Annotated in this window: 13 protein-coding genes; 7 read left to right on the top strand and 6 right to left on the bottom strand. The window is 63.7% G+C overall.

From position 1 onward, the window contains the following. Nucleotides 1-36: 36 nt before the first annotated feature. On the bottom strand, nucleotides 37-252 hold the full coding sequence (locus MPC4_RS09950; RefSeq protein WP_174512384.1) for a tautomerase family protein: 216 nt from the start codon (nucleotides 250-252) through the stop codon (nucleotides 37-39). 277 nt (nucleotides 253-529) lie between these two features. Here MPC4_RS09950 and MPC4_RS09945 point away from each other — a divergent pair, with 277 nt between their 5' ends. Genes MPC4_RS09945 through fliI form a run of 3 tightly spaced genes read left to right on the top strand, consistent with a single transcriptional unit; the run spans nucleotide 530 to nucleotide 3,375 of the window. After that, a complete protein-coding gene (locus tag MPC4_RS09945; RefSeq protein WP_174512383.1) occupies nucleotides 530-1,309 on the top strand; it encodes a DUF1217 domain-containing protein in 780 nt (259 codons plus the stop codon). A gap of 3 nt (nucleotides 1,310-1,312) precedes the next feature. After that, entirely contained in the window at nucleotides 1,313-2,038 is a 726-nt protein-coding gene (flgF, locus tag MPC4_RS09940; RefSeq protein ID WP_174512382.1) for a flagellar basal-body rod protein FlgF, read from the top strand. Then, a complete protein-coding gene (fliI, locus tag MPC4_RS09935) occupies nucleotides 2,035-3,375 on the top strand; it encodes a flagellar protein export ATPase FliI (protein WP_174512381.1) in 1,341 nt (446 codons plus the stop codon). The genes flgF and fliI overlap by 4 nt, the downstream gene beginning before the upstream one ends. 34 nt (nucleotides 3,376-3,409) lie before the next feature. On the opposite strand, the gene putA is transcribed toward fliI, so the two are convergent. The 3 genes from putA to MPC4_RS09920 all read right to left on the bottom strand — a co-directional run bounded on the left by putA (nucleotide 3,410) and on the right by MPC4_RS09920 (nucleotide 8,629). Continuing rightward, nucleotides 3,410-6,577, bottom strand: a complete 3,168-nt coding sequence (gene putA / locus MPC4_RS09930) for a bifunctional proline dehydrogenase/L-glutamate gamma-semialdehyde dehydrogenase PutA (RefSeq protein ID WP_174512380.1) — start codon at nucleotides 6,575-6,577, stop codon at nucleotides 3,410-3,412. Nucleotides 6,578-6,663: 86 nt separating this feature from the next. Continuing rightward, a complete protein-coding gene (gene rocD, locus MPC4_RS09925; protein ID WP_174512379.1) occupies nucleotides 6,664-7,896 on the bottom strand; it encodes an ornithine--oxo-acid transaminase in 1,233 nt (410 codons plus the stop codon). A gap of 103 nt (nucleotides 7,897-7,999) precedes the next feature. After that, nucleotides 8,000-8,629, bottom strand: a complete 630-nt coding sequence (locus tag MPC4_RS09920) for a YcgN family cysteine cluster protein (protein WP_174512378.1) — start codon at nucleotides 8,627-8,629, stop codon at nucleotides 8,000-8,002. Nucleotides 8,630-9,210: 581 nt separating this feature from the next. Between MPC4_RS09920 and MPC4_RS09915 the strand changes: the two genes are divergently transcribed. The 3 genes from MPC4_RS09915 to MPC4_RS09905 all read left to right on the top strand — a co-directional run bounded on the left by MPC4_RS09915 (nucleotide 9,211) and on the right by MPC4_RS09905 (nucleotide 12,682). Beyond that, nucleotides 9,211-11,406 (top strand): transglycosylase domain-containing protein, encoded by a 2,196-nt coding sequence (locus MPC4_RS09915; RefSeq protein ID WP_174512377.1) that lies wholly within the window; start codon nucleotides 9,211-9,213, stop codon nucleotides 11,404-11,406. Between the two features lie 80 nt (nucleotides 11,407-11,486). Further along, the gene (locus MPC4_RS09910; protein ID WP_174512376.1) at nucleotides 11,487-12,107 is read left to right on the top strand and encodes a DUF1214 domain-containing protein; all 621 of its coding nucleotides are present in this window, start codon (nucleotides 11,487-11,489) and stop codon (nucleotides 12,105-12,107) included. Next, the gene (locus tag MPC4_RS09905; RefSeq protein WP_174512375.1) at nucleotides 12,104-12,682 is read left to right on the top strand and encodes a DUF1254 domain-containing protein; all 579 of its coding nucleotides are present in this window, start codon (nucleotides 12,104-12,106) and stop codon (nucleotides 12,680-12,682) included. Before MPC4_RS09910 ends, MPC4_RS09905 begins: the two co-directional genes overlap by 4 nt. A 16-nt stretch (nucleotides 12,683-12,698) precedes the next feature. On the opposite strand, the gene MPC4_RS09900 is transcribed toward MPC4_RS09905, so the two are convergent. Next, entirely contained in the window at nucleotides 12,699-12,893 is a 195-nt protein-coding gene (locus tag MPC4_RS09900; RefSeq protein ID WP_174512374.1) for a hypothetical protein, read from the bottom strand. Nucleotides 12,894-13,117: 224 nt separating this feature from the next. Continuing rightward, nucleotides 13,118-13,495, bottom strand: coding sequence for a DUF2267 domain-containing protein (locus MPC4_RS09895; protein ID WP_134491075.1), 378 nt, complete (start codon nucleotides 13,493-13,495; stop codon nucleotides 13,118-13,120). Nucleotides 13,496-13,737: 242 nt separating this feature from the next. Here MPC4_RS09895 and MPC4_RS09890 point away from each other — a divergent pair, with 242 nt between their 5' ends. Beyond that, entirely contained in the window at nucleotides 13,738-15,366 is a 1,629-nt protein-coding gene (locus MPC4_RS09890; protein ID WP_174512373.1) for an inorganic phosphate transporter, read from the top strand. The last annotated feature ends 26 nt before the right edge of the window (nucleotides 15,367-15,392 follow it).

Raw genomic sequence — 15,392 nt, 5'->3', positions numbered from 1 at the left:
GCGGCCGAACCTCGAATTGAGATTCGGTTGAAGCTCTTATGAGCCTTTGGCGGCGGCCCGGCGCCGGAATTCATCGAGCGGCAGGCCGCCGACGCCCCAATTTTCAAGATCGACCTCGTCGATGACGACGAAGGTCCCGTTGGGCGATTTATTGAGGACTTTGACCAGCACGTCAGTCATCCCCTGGATCAGGGCGGCCTTCTGTTCGCGCGTCGCGCCATCGCGGGCGATTTTGATATTGACGAAGGGCATTTCCATATCCTGTCTTCGAGCGGGTCGCCGGTTTATGCGCGTCGTCCGTCCAGGTCGATCTCATGAGGCCGAGCCGGTCGGCTGCGCTCCGCTGACATAGTCGCCGCGCTTTCCCCCGTAAAGCCGCAACCGCCGGCCCATTCGATAAAACACGCGGCAAACCGGATGGGCTTCGTATACCGCCGCCTGCCACGATGAACGGCGAAAGCAGGCGCCGGTCAGGTCCGCGCAAGGCGGTGGGGAAAGACTGCGTCCAGCGTTGCGGGGACCCAAAGGCATGCTGACGTCCACAATCTACTATACGATGCTCACCAGGAGTTACTCGAAAACCCTGGCGACCACCGCAACCGACCCGACCGTACAAAGAGAAACCCAATATTTTCAGGCTAATATCGGTAAGGTCAAATCGGTCGACGACCTTTTGAAAAACGATAAGCTCTACACCTATGTCATGAAGGCCTTCGGCCTCAGCGACATGAGCTATGCAAAAGGGCTCATTCGCAAGGTTCTGACAGGCGGCGTCGCCAACCCTAAAAGCCTCGCCAACACGTTGAACGATCCCCGTTACAAGGCGCTCGCCACCGCCTTCAATTTCGCGGCGAATGGCGCGCAGACGACGAGCTCGGCCTCCGTTCAAAAGACGACCATCAACGATTATGTCGAACAGGCGCTCGAGACCAATGTCGGCAAAACGAGCCCCGGCGCACAGATGGCGCTCTATTTTCAACGCATGGCGCCAAATATCACGAGCGCCTACAGTATTCTCGGCGACAAAACGCTGCTCAACGTGGTGGAAACGGCGTTCGGCCTGTCATCGTCGATATCGTTTCAGAACATCGACCAGCAGGCGAAGACGATCAGCGGCCTGTTGAAGATCAGCGATCTGCAGAAACCGGCCTATTTGCAAAAATTCATCGAGCGGTTCACGGCAAATTACGACGCCCAACACCCGACGAGCGCATCGGCCACCCCAACCAATGCGCTGCAGATCACGTCGCCAGGCATCAGCCAAAATCTGCTTCTCAGCATCGCCAACCTACCACAGGGAGGACGTTGATCCGTGCAATCCGGGCTCTATGTCACTCTATCCGCCGAGGTCGCTCTCGACAGGCGATTGACGACGATCGCCGCCAACATCGCCAACCAGAGCACGCCAGGCTACAGGGCGGAAGAGATCGAATTCAAGTCCCTGATCTCGAAAGCCGACTCCAACCCGGTCGCTTTCGCTTCGCAGGGCGCCTCCTTCATTTCGAGACGCGCAGGCGTGCCGATCAAAACGGACAATCCGCTCGACGTCGCGGTTCAGGGCGAAGGATGGCTTGCGCTGCAAACGCCCGACGGGACGGTCTACACAAAAGATGGCAGAATGCAGATGGAGCAGAGCGGCGCTTTGGTGAGCGTCGACGGATATCCGGTGCTCGACGCCGGCAATTCGGCCATTCTGCTTGACCCGGCCGCCGGACCGCCCACCATCGCGCAGGATGGCATGATCACGCAGAACGGCCATCAGATCGGCGCCATCGGCATCTTCAGTCTCGACGCCGGCGCCAAGCTCAAGCGTTATAATAATTCCGGCGTCGTGAGCGACAGGCCGGCGACGGCCGAACTCGATTTCACACGTAATGGGATCGCGCAGGGCTTCATCGAGGGAGCCAACATCAATCCTGTGCTCGAAATGGCGAAACTCATTATGGTCTCCCGCGCGTTCGAGAGCATCGCATCGGCGACGGAAGGATCCGAAAGCTCGCTGAAAGACGCCATAAAGACCCTGGGCGCCACCTCATGAGCCCGGCGCGAGGAACGCATAGCGCGCTCGCCGAACTCGAGCATTCCGTGGCGCAAGCCGCAGCGGAGCCGCTTGTCAGGATCAGCGGCGCGGTCAGCGAAGTCTCTTCGGCCCAGGCGCGCGTCAGCGGTCTCTCGCCTGTCCTCAAGCTCGGCGAATGCGTCAGCTTCGGCGGCGGCGGATCGGCGCATCTCGCCGAAGTCGTGCGCATCGACGCGCAGGGCGCCAGCATCAAGGCGTTCGAGGCCAACACGCTGACGAGTCTCGGAGAGCGCGTTTATCGCGCTGGACCTTTGCGCCTCTCGCCCCACCGGAGCTGGAAGGGACGCGTCATCAACGCGCTCGGGGCGCCGATCGACGGCGCGGGACCGCTGCGGCAAGGCGACGAGAGCGCCCTTATCGACGGCGTTCCACCGCCAGCCCTGCGTCGCGCCCGCGTATCAAAGCCTCTTCGCACGGGCATCCGTGTCGTTGATCTGTTCACGCCCATTTGCGCCGGCCAGCGAATCGGTATTTTCGCAGGGTCCGGCGTCGGCAAGTCGACGCTGCTCGCCATGCTGGCGGGCTCCAAGGACTTCGATACGGTCGTTCTCGCGCTTGTCGGCGAGCGCGGCCGCGAAGTGCGCGAATTTCTCGATGACGCCCTCGCCGGCAACCGCTCGCTCGCGGTCTCCGTCGTCGCCACGGGAGACGAGACCCCGACGATGCGCCGCCTCGCGCCGCGCACCGCCATGACCATCGCCGAGTTCTTTCGCGACGCGGGCGATTCCGTTCTGCTCATTATCGATTCGGTGACGCGCTTCGCGCACGCCGCGCGCGATGTCGCCCTGGCCGCGGGCGAGCCGGCGGTGGCGCGCGGCTATGCGCCGAGCGTCTTCAGCGATTTGCCGAAACTCCTCGAGCGCGCCGGTCCGGGCGAAGAGGGCAAAGGCTCGATCACAGGCGTGTTTTCAGTCCTCGTCGATGGCGACGACCATAATGATCCGGTGGCCGACGCTGTTCGCGGCACGCTCGACGGGCACGTCGTTCTCGATCGCGCCATCGCCGACCAAGGGCGCTTCCCAGCCGTCAATGTGCTCGCCTCGATCTCGCGCCTCGCGCAGATCGCATGGACGAGTGAACAGCGCGATCTCGTCGTCAAATTGCGCGGGCTCATCGCGCGCTACGAGGATACGAGCGACCTCCGCCTCATGGGCGGCTACAAGGCAGGCAATGATCCCGAGCTCGACCAGGCCGTGGCGCTCGTTCCCAAAATCTACAAGGCGCTGGAGCAATCGCCTGGATCATCGTCGAGCAGGGACGCATTTCGCGAACTCGCCCAGGCGCTCGCGGCATAGGCCGGGATGATATTTGCCTTGGGGCCGGCGTTGTTCACTCCACCGCGTTGAGGAGGCCCACATTGCCGCCAACCGCGGCGGTGTTGATCGTTATCGTCTGTTCGATGCAGAAGCGTGCGAGATAATGCGGGCCTCCGGCCTTTGGCCCCGTGCCCGACAGATTAAAGCCGCCGAACGGCTGTGTGCCGACGACCGCGCCAATCATATTTCGATTGACATAGCAATTGCCGGCGAGGCGCCGGTCAAGGATATGCGCGATCGTCGCCTCGATGCGTGAATGGACGCCTAGAGTGAGCCCGAAGCCCTTGGCTTCGATCGCGTCGAGAAGCGCATCGAGCTCGGACGCCTTATAGCGGACGACATGCAGGATGGGCCCGAAAATCTCGCTTCTGAGATCGGCCGCCGAGCGAAGCTCGAAGATATGAGGCGCGACATAAAAACCGCCCTGCGGCGTGTCGGCCGGGAGGGTTCCGGTAAAATGCGTGATCGCGCCGGATTTGTCCTGCGCCGACATCCGTCCGATATGCGCCAGAAGCGCGCCTCTGGCGTCGGCGTCGATCACCGGGCCGACATGGACGCTGACATCGCGCGGATCGCCGACCGCCAGCTCGCGCGCGGCGCCTGCGATCATCGCAATCATCCTGTCGGCGACATCCTCCTGGACACAGAGAAGACGCAACGCCGAACAACGCTGCCCTGCCGAGCGGAAGGCCGAAGCGACGACATCATCGCTGACCTGCTCCGGCAAAGCCGTCGCATCGACGATCATGGCGTTGATCCCTCCGGTTTCGGCGATCAGCGCGGCGATCGGCCCGTCCTTGGCCGCGAGCGCGCGATTGATCCGCGTGGCGACATCCGCCGATCCGGTGAAAGCGACGCCATCGACGCCGGGCAAAGCAACGAGCGCCGCGCCGATCTCGCCATCGCCGGGAATGAGGCGCAACGCGGAGGCCGGAACGCCGCAGCGATGCAGCAGGGCGACCGCCTCGATGGCGATCAAGGGCGTCTGCTCGGCAGGTTTTGCGAGGACGCTATTGCCCGCGACGAGCGCGGCCGCCACCTGCCCGATGAAGATCGCAAGGGGAAAGTTCCACGGGCTGATGCAAACGAAAACGCCGCGTCCGTGACAATGGAGCTTGTTGTCTTCGCCTGTCGGACCCGGCATGGATTGCGGCGAGCCCCAGCGATCGCGCGCCGAGGCGGCGTAATAGCGCAGAAAATCGATCGCCTCCCGCCATTCGGAAACAGCGTCGTCCAGCGTCTTGCCCGCCTCCAGCTGCAGCAGGCGCAGCCAGCGCGGCGCCTCCGCCTCGAGTCTTTGCGCCGCGCGATCGAGGCAGGCGGCGCGTTCATCAACGGGCTGGCGCGACCACAGCCGGAAACCCGCGCGCGCCTCATCCATGGCTTGCGGCAACTCGCTCGTCCCGGCGTCGGCGACGGCGCCAATCGCCGATCCGTCGATCGGCGAAAGGATTTCGCGCGTCGGTCCCGCCGGTTTTGGAATGGCGGCCTTTTTTCGCAGTTTGGTCTTTGCGCCGGAAACGATTGCCGCCGCCTGCCGCGCCGCGGCGGTCTGGGGCAGGCTCGCGAGCAGCGCGCTCAAGGCTTGGGAATCGCCGAATTCGACGCCAGCGGCGAGCTTGCGCGAAGGCATGTGAATATCCAGCGGCAAGGCCAAGGCCGACGCGCGGGCGTTCGCCGCCTCACCGACGATCGCCTGCGGCCGGACCATGAGATCGGCGGCCGGAATATCGCGATCGCCGAGCCGCGCGACGAAAGAGGAATTGGCGCCGTTTTCGAGAAGGCGCCGCGCCAGATAGGCGAGCAGATTCGCATGTGCGCCGACGGGCGCATAAATGCGGCAGGTGACGCCCGGGAATTCGTCGCGAAGGCCGGCGTAAAGATCCTCGCCCATGCCGTGCAGGCGCTGGAACTCATAACCGTCGACGCCATCAGCGATGGCGACGATCGTCGCGACCGTCAGCGCATTGTGGGTGGCGAATTGCGGCAGGATATTTGCCCGCAAGGCCAGCATCTTGCGCGCGCAGGCGATGTAGTTGAGATCGGTCATCGCCTTGCGCGTGAACACCGGGTAGTCGGCGAGACCGCGCTCCTGCGCGCGCTTGATCTCCGTGTCCCAATAGGCGCCCTTGACGAGCCGCAGCGTCAAGCGCCTTTGGTGCTGGCGCGCCAGCGTCGCGACATGATCGACGACCGCGATCGAGCGTTTGAGATAGGCCTGCACGGCAAGGCCGAAGCCGCCCCAGCCTTTGAGCTGCTCGTCGGCCAGCGCGCGGTCGATGACATCGAGCGAAAGCTCGAGGCGATCGGCCTCCTCCGCGTCGATGGTGAAATGCAGACCATGACGCTTCGCCATGCGCGCGAGTTCGACAACGCGCGGCGTCAACTCCGCGAGGACCCGGGTGCGGGATAAAGGCTCATAGCGCGGATGCAGCGCCGAAAGCTTGATCGAAATGCCAAGCCGCTCGGGGTTTGCGGCGACCGCGCGCGATGCTCCGATCGCCTCGATCGCATGGGCATAGGCTTTGAAATAGATTTCGGCGTCGGCGGCCGTGCGCGCGCCTTCTCCCAGCATATCGAAAGAGTAGCGGTTTGACCGGCCCTCGCGCGACGAGGCGCGCCGCAAGCTTTCCTCGATGGTTTCGCCGAAGACGAAATGCTGACCCATTAGCTGCATTGCCTGACGCGCGGCGGCGCGCAAGGCGCCCATGCCGATGCGCCGCGCCGCCGCCGCGATGACGCCCTCGGCCGTCTTGCCTTTATCGATCATGCGGGCGGTGGTTCCGAGCGCCCAGGCGGCGGCTGAAACAAGGAGAGGCTCAGACCCATGCGCTCCGGCATGGGCCTCGCCCTGACCACTCCAGCACGCGGCCCCAATCTTTTCCTCGATCAGACGGTCCGCGGTGAAAGAATCCGGCACGCGCAGCAGCGCTTCGGCGAGCACCATCAGCGCAAGGCCCTCCTCCGAGGAAAGGGAATATTCGCGCAGCAAATCTTCGAGGCCGCCGATGCGCGAGGTCTTTTTTCCGCGCGCGGCCGCGATCAGATTTGCGCCCAGGCGATCAATGCGCGCTTCCGCATGAGCGCCGAGCGAAGCGTTACGAAGAAGTTCGGCAGCGATCGGCTCGTCGGCCGGCGCATAGGGCGCGGAGAAAAGCGGAAAAGCGACGTCGGACGTCATGGCGGTCAGACCTCATGGGGCAGGACTGCGCAGGGAGGCGCCAGATATAGGCCCCCGCGCCCAAAATCGGATGATCCGTCGAGGCCTCACCCGGCGCAGCGCGCGGAACGGGCGCCGCCGACTTCGTCCAGCGCCTCGCGAAAAACGTCGACCGCCTGCAAGAGGTCGGCTTCCGCGATGACGAGGGGTGGCGCCAATCGCAACACGCTCTCATGCGTTTCCTTGGCGAGAACGCCGCGCCGCATCATGGCGAGGCAGACCTCCTTGGCCTTGACCTGATTGACGTCGAGCTCGACGCCCGCCCAGAGACCCTTGGCGCGCACCTCGACGATCGCGGGATGGTCGACGGCGCGCAGCGCCTGCAACAGCGTCTGCCCAAGGATGCGGCTGCGCTCAGCAAGTTCTTCATCGCGCAGCACGGCGATCGCCTCGCGCCCGACCGCCGCGGCGAGCGGATTGCCGCCAAACGTCGAACCGTGGCTGCCGGGGCCGAAAACATCCATCACGCCACGCCGTGCGATGAAGGCGGAAACCGGCATCAGCCCGCCGCCGAGCGCCTTGCCGACGATCAGGCCGTCGGGTCTTGCATCCTCATGCTCGAAACAGAAATTGCGCCCGGTTCGGCCGAAGCCGGATTGCACCTCATCGAAGATCAGCAAAATTCCGTGTCGGTCGCAGATGCGCCTGAGGCTCGCGAGATACCCCGGCGGCGGCACGATGACGCCGGCCTCGCCCTGGATCGGCTCGATCAGGACGGCGGCTGTGCGGCGGCAAATCAATGCCTCGATCGCCTCCGGGTCGCCGAAGGGCGCCGTGACGAACCCCGGCGCGAAGGGGCCGAAACCGCGCCTTGACGCAGGATCGCCGGAAAAGCCGATGATCGTCGTCGTGCGCCCGTGGAAATTGCCGCTGGCGACAATGATCTCGGCCATGCCGTCCGGCGCCCCCAGCTCATCATAAGCATAGCGCCGCGCCGCCTTGATCGCCGTCTCGACCGCCTCGGCGCCGGTGTTCATGACAAGACAGGCGTCAAGCCCGGCAAGGTCTGCGAGATCCTGACAAAAATCACCGAGGTTGTCGGAATGGAAGGCGCGCGAGACAATATCGAGACGCGCGAGCTGGCCCTGCATGGCCTTGACGAGACGCGGATGCAGATGGCCAAAGCTCGCCGCGGAATAGGCGCTCATCATGTCAATGTAGCGACTGCCGTCGACATCGAAGAGATGCGCCCCGCGCCCATGCGCCAAGACGACCGGAAGCGGCGCGTAATTGCGCGCGCCGTAACGGATTTCACGGTCGATTGCGGTGTGAGCGGACATTGATGCGGCCCTGATCCGGCGTCAATTACAATTATCGCATGTTTTGGCGCAGATGATGGCGCAAAACCCGCGCCGGGCAAAACATCTCCGCGGAGCGATGCGTCTAGCCGCCGCGGATTTTGCTCTTCGCGGCCGGCGCGGCGCCGCGCCGTTTCGCGGCCTTCGGCCGCTTGCCGGGCCAGGCGACGATGTGATCGACGTAGTCGTCGAGCCTGATCTCGGTCTCCAAGGCGGCGACCCGCCCCCGCACTGAAACGCCCGCCTCATGAACAGTCTCAGTCGAGCCCGACACCAGGGGATGCCACCAGGCGAGATCGCGCCCCTCGGCGATCAGCCGATAGGCGCAGGACGGCGGCAGCCACGCAAGGCTGCGCGCGGTCTCCGGCGTCAGCTTGATGCAATCGCGCACCTTGCGCCGCCGATTGGCGTAGTCCGCGCAGCGGCAGGAGCCCGCGTCAAAAAGCCTGCAGGCGACATCGGTAAAGTAGATCGCGCCCGTGTCCTCGTCCTCGAGCTTGACGAGACAGCAGCGTCCGCAGCCGTCGCAAAGGCTCTCCCATTCCGTCTTGTTCATCTCTTCGAGTGGTTTTTCCCGCCAAAAAGGTTTTTCCGCCGCAAGATCCTGCCGGGGCCGGGCTGTGGGTTCGACGCACGGCGTCAGCCCTTTGGCCGCAGGCGCGGGCCGCTTCGGCGCGGCGCAAGCGCCATCGGTCTTTGCATCTTGCCGCGACATGAACTTTGACGATTCTCTCAAAGGGTTGCGCAACCGGGCGTCCTGGACATCAGCGCCCTATTTCGATCAAAAGCGGCTGCAAACATTGGAGCAATCTGCGCAAGCGCGGTTTTAGCCTTCAGGTCCGGTCGGCATGCGCATATTGCTTCAGGAGATCGTTGAGTTCATCAATCCATTTCCTGATGCGGATGATGGTGGCGTCCCTCGCGCTCGCGGCAACGTCAGGTCCCGTCCTCATTTCGCCGGATTCAAGAAGCTTAAGCTGCCGTTGAAGCTTAGAACGCATTTCGATCCATTCTTCAACAAAATCATGGACTATCGTCACGCAATCCCCCCATGTTTTGCCAGCAACTTAACACGAGATCGGGGCGCGCGGCCAACGAAAGTCAAATGGCGCCAAATTCGGCCTGACGCCACTGTCCGCCCCAGGCGACTTTATTCATAAAAACCGCAAAATGCGTCCATGTTTCCCCTATATCGCAGCGCCATGATGCGAAGCGGTAGCCACCCGGCGCGAAAATGCTCTAAACTGCGGTCAATGCCGATAGACCGCACCGAGTCTCATTCTGGAGCACAGAGCCGTGTTCGATCGCCTGCGTGAAACACGGCTTTGGCGCAGGGCGGCGCGCGCCCTGCTGGCGTTCGACGCCTTTGTCGATTCGTCGCTTTTTAGCGGCGGCGAAGAAGCCAAGGAACGCTATGCCGCTTTTTCCGCCTTCATGGACAGGTTTCATGTGGCCGGCTGGCGGCGCGCCGTTGTGGAGCTCGCCTGCGAGACGCTTACGCTGGGCATCGCGGGCGGCGTCGTCGCGCTCACTCTGGCGGTTCCCGCCTTTCAGGAAACCTCCGAGGACTGGCTGAAGAAGCAGGACCTCGCCGTGACCTTTCTCGACCGCTATGGCCAGGAAGTCGGGCGGCGCGGCATCAAGCATGATGATTCGGTCTCTTTCGACGAACTGCCTGAAAATCTGATCGAGGCCGTGCTGGCGACCGAGGACAGGCGCTTCTTCGATCATTTCGGCGTCGACGTGATCGGCACGTTGCGGGCTCTGACCGTCAATGCGCGGGCCGACACCGTGGTTCAGGGCGGCTCCACCATCACGCAGCAACTCGCCAAGAACATTTTTCTGTCCAACAAGCGCACGCTCGAGCGCAAGATCAAAGAGGCCTATCTCGCCGTCTGGCTCGAATTCCGGCTGTCGAAACGCGAGATCCTGCGGCTTTATTTCGATCGCGCCTATCTTGGCGGCGGCGCTTTCGGCGTGCAGGCCGCTTCGCAATTCTATTTCGGCAAATCGGTGCGCGACCTCACGCTGGCGGAGGCCGCGATGATCGCCGGCCTTTTCAAGGCGCCGACGAAATATGCGCCCCATGTCAATCTGCCGGCCGCACGCGCGCGAGCCAATGACGTTTTGAACAATATGGTCGACGCCGGCTATCTCACGGAAGGGCAGATTTACGCGGCGCTGCGCAATCCCGCGACCCCCGTCGACCGCAACAAGACGACGAGCCCGGACTGGTATCTTGATTACGCCTATGACGAGGTGAAGAAGCTCAGCGAAGCGCACAAGCTCGGCGATGAGCGCGTCCTCACCGTGCGCACCGCGCTCGACTCCGGCCTGCAAGAACACGCCGACGCGACGATCGAGGATCAGTTGCGCCAATATGGCGCGAGCTATCACGCCAAGCAGAGCGCCATGGTGATCTTCGAGCCGAACGGCGCCTTGCGGGCGATGGTGGGCGGGCGCGATTATGGCGCGAGCCAGTTCAACCGCGCGACCGACGCGCTGCGGCAGCCGGGGTCCTCGTTCAAACCCTTCGTCTATCTGACGGCGCTGGAGACCGGCAAGTTCAAGCCGACGACGATCGTCGTCGACGCGCCGATCTGCATCGGCAACTGGTGTCCGCGCAACTACAAGAACAAATATGCCGGCTCGCTGCCTCTGGTGACGGCGCTGGCGCACTCGCTGAACACGGTCGCGGTCCGGCTGTCGATCGCCATCGGCAATGGCAGCCCGAAGGCGGGACGCGCGAAAATCATCGAGACCGCGCGGCTGATGGGGCTGACGACGCCGCTCCCCGACACAGTGTCGCTGCCGATCGGCGCGGATGAAGTAACGGTGGTCGATATGGCGTCGGCCTACTGCGCCTTCGCCAACGGCGGCCTGCGTGCGCCGCCTTATGCCGCCGTCGAGATCGCCAACGGCCGCGGCGAAGTGATCTACCGCCATGATCGCGACGAGCCGCCGCCGCGCCGGATCATCGACGCCGACACCATCGTGACGATGGATTCGATGCTGCTGCAGGTTGTTCTGGCCGGCACAGGCAGGCGCGCGCAACTCGACAATATCGAGGTCGCCGGCAAGACCGGCACGACGAACGGCTATAAGGACGCCTGGTTCGTCGGCTTCACCGGCAATTATGTCGGCGCCGTCTGGTTCGGCAATGACGACAACACCTCGATGAACAATATGACCGGCGGCTCCTTGCCCGCTGCGACCTGGCATGACGTCATGGCCTATGCGCATCAGGGCATCGAGCTGAAGCCTCTGCCGGGGCGCCCCGCGCCGGCGCCGCCCGCCCCGCCCGCCGCCGAAGCCGACGCATCGGCCAGCGGCGCCCCGCAGCGACCGGCAAGCCTGTCGTCCCGCTCGATCGAAACATTGCGCGCCATCGCCAGCGAGATCGAGGCGGCTGAGAAGCTGCGGCAAGGCGCGGGCGTCGGCGCGAGCGCAGCCTCGGCCGCTCGCCCGGCCGCTTTGCCGGGCGGCGGATGAGCGGCGCTCTTCTCTGCGCATCTATGCAATTCAATCGGCAGCGGTCATAGCGAGCAGGATCGATCGGATTTAAAGACCTCATGCTCTACCGCGACCCCTCCCGACACAGATTACGCGACCGCGCCGCCCTCCTCGGAAAGTTCCTGCTCGTCGGCGTCGCCGGCGGCGTGATCGGCCTTTGCGTCACTTTCGCGGCGCTGCGGAACGGCTTCGGCTTCGGCGCCGTCGAGGCGGGTCCGTGGACCGCCTGGCCGAGGAACGGCGCCGGCAATATCGACCCTTATTCGCGCGCCACGCTCGCTCTCTCGGGCGAGATCCCCCTCGGCGCATCGGAAGGCATCAGCTTTGTCGCGCTGGATGACAGCGCCGGCAATCGTTTCGACGCCTCCTGCGACTATACGGTGAGCGGGCAGACGCCGCAGGCGCGCTACTGGACGCTGACTGTGATGACGCCGAAGGGCCGGCTGATCGCGAACCCGGCCGAGCGCAACGGCTTCACCTCCAGCGAAATCCTGCGCTCCGCCGATGGCGGCTTCGCCATCACCCTGTCGCATAACGCCCGGCCGGGGAACTGGCTGGCGCTCGGCAGCGACAGGAGCTTCATCCTTGTCCTGCGCCTCTATGAGACTGAATTCAGCGCCGCGACGCTCGCCTTCGACGCATCGAGCCTGCCGACGATCGTCAGGGGAGCATGCCGATGAACCGTCTTGATCGCCTCCTTTCCGGCGTCCTCTGGCTGCTCGGCGTGCTGTTCGTGGCGGCCGCGGTTCATATCCTCGCCGTCTTTTATCTGCCAAGGTATGAGGGGAAAGACCCGTTCAGCCGTCTGTCGGCCTTCGCGAAAACCAGCGAACTCACCGTGCTGCCGCGCGCGACGCCTCAGGCCGAATGGGCGCCCTTCTCCGATCCGGCTCTTGCGCAGGGCGCTTGTCTTTACGACCTGTCGCGCAATCCGATGCGGCTTTCCGGCGAAGTCGACGCCGACCGGATGCTCACGCTCTCGTTTCGCACGCCGACGGGTGAAATTTTCTATTCGATGACCGAGCGCGCGGCGCAGCGAGGCAAGATTGACGTGCTGGTTCTCACCGCCGAGCAACTCGAGTCCCTCGAGGCTTCGGACGAAGAGGACGAGGCGCCGCAGGAGCTGCGGCTTGTCGCGCCGACAACAAAAGGAATTGTTCTTATCAACGCCCTCGCCGCCTTTCCGAGCGAAAGGCTTGAGGCCGAACAGAGGGTGAAAGCCATGAGCTGCGCACCCGAGGCCTCGCCGGAATAGGAAGAGGCCGCCCGGCTCAGCGTGAGTCCTTGCCCTGACCCTTGCCGGATGATTTCGCATTGTCTTCGTGGGGGGCGCACAACAGCGCGGCCTCGCATATGGTTTCCCGGCGGATGCCGGTGAAAAAAACAATCTCGCCCCTGCCTCGCGCCATCGGCGGCCGGCCGGACCTTGCGCCTTTCGGCAATTTGAAAGCTACGAGTTCACCCATTGGCGTTGTCTCCGAAAAGATCGACCGGGCGGCTTCGCCTTTGCGCGCTGGCCCCAGTCCCTGCTCCGATTCACAGTACCGCGCCGATCTTGCCAAAGTTTCAAAAGCCGATCCAAAATGGGACGCATTTGCTTAGCGCATTTGAGGCAAGGTCGATACGTTCGACCCTGCCCGAACCCGGGCCATCCGCCTGTGAGCAATCGCACGTCGCCGCGCGCACTCCGTCAAAGGAACTGGCTGAGGCCCGGAATGGCGGCGGCGACCTGCCGGATGCGCTCCTCGCCGGCCCGTTCCTTGACATAGGCGAAGACCTCATGGCCCACCGCCTGCATCTGCCCCATGCTGAGGCCGAGCCCCGATAGCCTCGCGGCGAGCCCCATGAGGCCGCCGCCCATCATGCCCATCAGGCCGCTGATCAGGCCGCCGCTCTCCGCGCCGGCCGCGGCCGCCTCCGCGGCGCCCGGCACGGTCGCGAATAATTCGTCGATCTCCCCCTTCGGCCCCTCCTTCCGCAGGAAAGCCAATATGACCCCGACCGCCTTCTCGGCGGTGCCTGGCTCAATGCCGGCGGATGCGGAAATGCGCGCAATGAGATCTTGCATGGAAGCCTCGTTCCTGGTCGGGATGTGTTCGAGCTAGCGCCAAGCGGCCGCCAAAATCAAGCGCGCCCCGGCAGCTCCGTGCCGCCCTTCCGATGCAACCTGACGATGCAGCCCGCCCAACCTCGCGCGCGTTCATGATGATTGCGTCATGAAAGTGTCGCCGGTCAAAGATAGGTGAAAAATACCCATAGCCGCGTCATTCCCGCCCGGACACCCGGCTTGGCGAAAACGAGGAGATTTTCATGACGTCGCTATCCGCGCCAGATATTCTGGCGACGCCAAAAGTCGATTCAAAGCCCTATCTCAACCAGCCGATGTCGCTGCAGGCGATACTGATTTTCCTGGCGATCGTCGCGCTCGGGTTGTTCTTCACCGCTTTCAGCATTTATCGCGACGTCGCTGCTTCCGGCACGAGCGTCACCACCATCCTTCCCTTTCTTCTGCTCGGCCTCGCCCTTTTGATCGCCCTCGGGTTCGAGTTCGTCAACGGCTTCCATGACACCGCCAATGCGGTCGCAACAGTCATTTACACCCATTCCCTGGCGCCGCCCGTCGCCGTCGTCTGGTCGGGCTGCTTTAATTTCCTCGGCGTTCTGTTTTCGACCGGCGCGGTCGCCTTCGGCATCGTGTCTTTGCTGCCGGTCGAACTGATCCTCCAGGTCGGCTCGGAGGCGGGTTTCGCCATGGTCTTTGCGATGCTGATCGCGGCGATCATCTGGAATCTCGGCACCTGGTGGCTCGGTTTGCCGGCGTCGAGTTCGCATACTCTGATCGGCTCGATCATTGGCGTCGGCGTCGCCAATGCGCTGATGCGCGGTCGCGACGGCACCTCGGGCGTCGACTGGAGCAAGGCCACCGAGATCGGCTACGCGCTGCTGCTTTCGCCGGTCGTCGGATTCGTCTGCGCGGCCATTCTTCTACTGGTCATGAAGATCCTCATCAAACGCCCGGAACTTTATTCCGAGCCAAAACTGCACGCCGCCCCGCCGCTGTGGATTCGCGGCTTGCTGATTTTCACGTCCGCCGGCGTTTCATTCGCGCATGGCTCTAACGACGGGCAGAAGGGGATGGGCCTCATCATGCTCATCCTCATCGGCACCGTGCCGACGGCTTATGCGCTGAACCGCGCAATGCCGGAAAGCCAGGTTGCGAGTTTCATCGAGCATTCGCACGCAGCGTCAAAAGTGGTCGACGCCAAGGCCTCAGGCTATGAAGTGTTGGGCGACCCACGGCCAGCCGTCACCAACTATATCACCTCGCATGAAATCAACGAGGGCACCTTCCCCTCGCTCGCCGCGCTGATCCGCGACATCGCGGACCAGATTCAGCAATATGGGTCCATCGCCAAAATTCCGGCGGCGAAGGCCGGCAATACCCGCAATGATATGTATCTGGCTTCCGAAGCCATCCGCGTCCTGCAAAAGGACAAGGCGGGCGACCTTACGAAAGAGGACCTTGCGACTCTCACCGCCTACAAGAAGAACCTCGACAGCGCGACGAAGTTCATCCCGGACTGGGTCAAGATTTCGGTCGCGATCGCGCTCGGCCTTGGCACGATGATCGGCTGGAAACGCATCGTCGTCACAGTCGGCGAGAAGATCGGCAAGACCCATCTGACCTATGGCCAGGGCGCCGCCGCCGAACTCGTCGCGATGGGCACCATCGCCGCCGCCGATAATTTCGGCCTGCCCGTCTCGACGACGCATGTGCTTTCGTCCGGCGTCGCCGGGACCATGGCGGCTAACGGCTCGGGGGTGCAGATGTCGACGATCCGGAGCCTTGCGCTGGCCTGGGTGTTGACGCTGCCTTGCGCCATCGCGCTCTCCGCGCTGCTGTTCTTTGTGTTCCGCAAGGTCGAGCTGTTCTTCTAGGCTCAATGGGGACTAAACGCCGGCGC

Origin of the sequence: Methylocella tundrae, assembly GCF_901905185.1 — a bacterium.
Taxonomy (GTDB): Bacteria; Pseudomonadota; Alphaproteobacteria; order Rhizobiales; family Beijerinckiaceae; genus Methylocapsa; species Methylocapsa tundrae.
The sequence above is the reverse complement of the archived record's forward strand: the minus strand, read 5'-3'. Positions and strand labels throughout refer to the sequence as shown.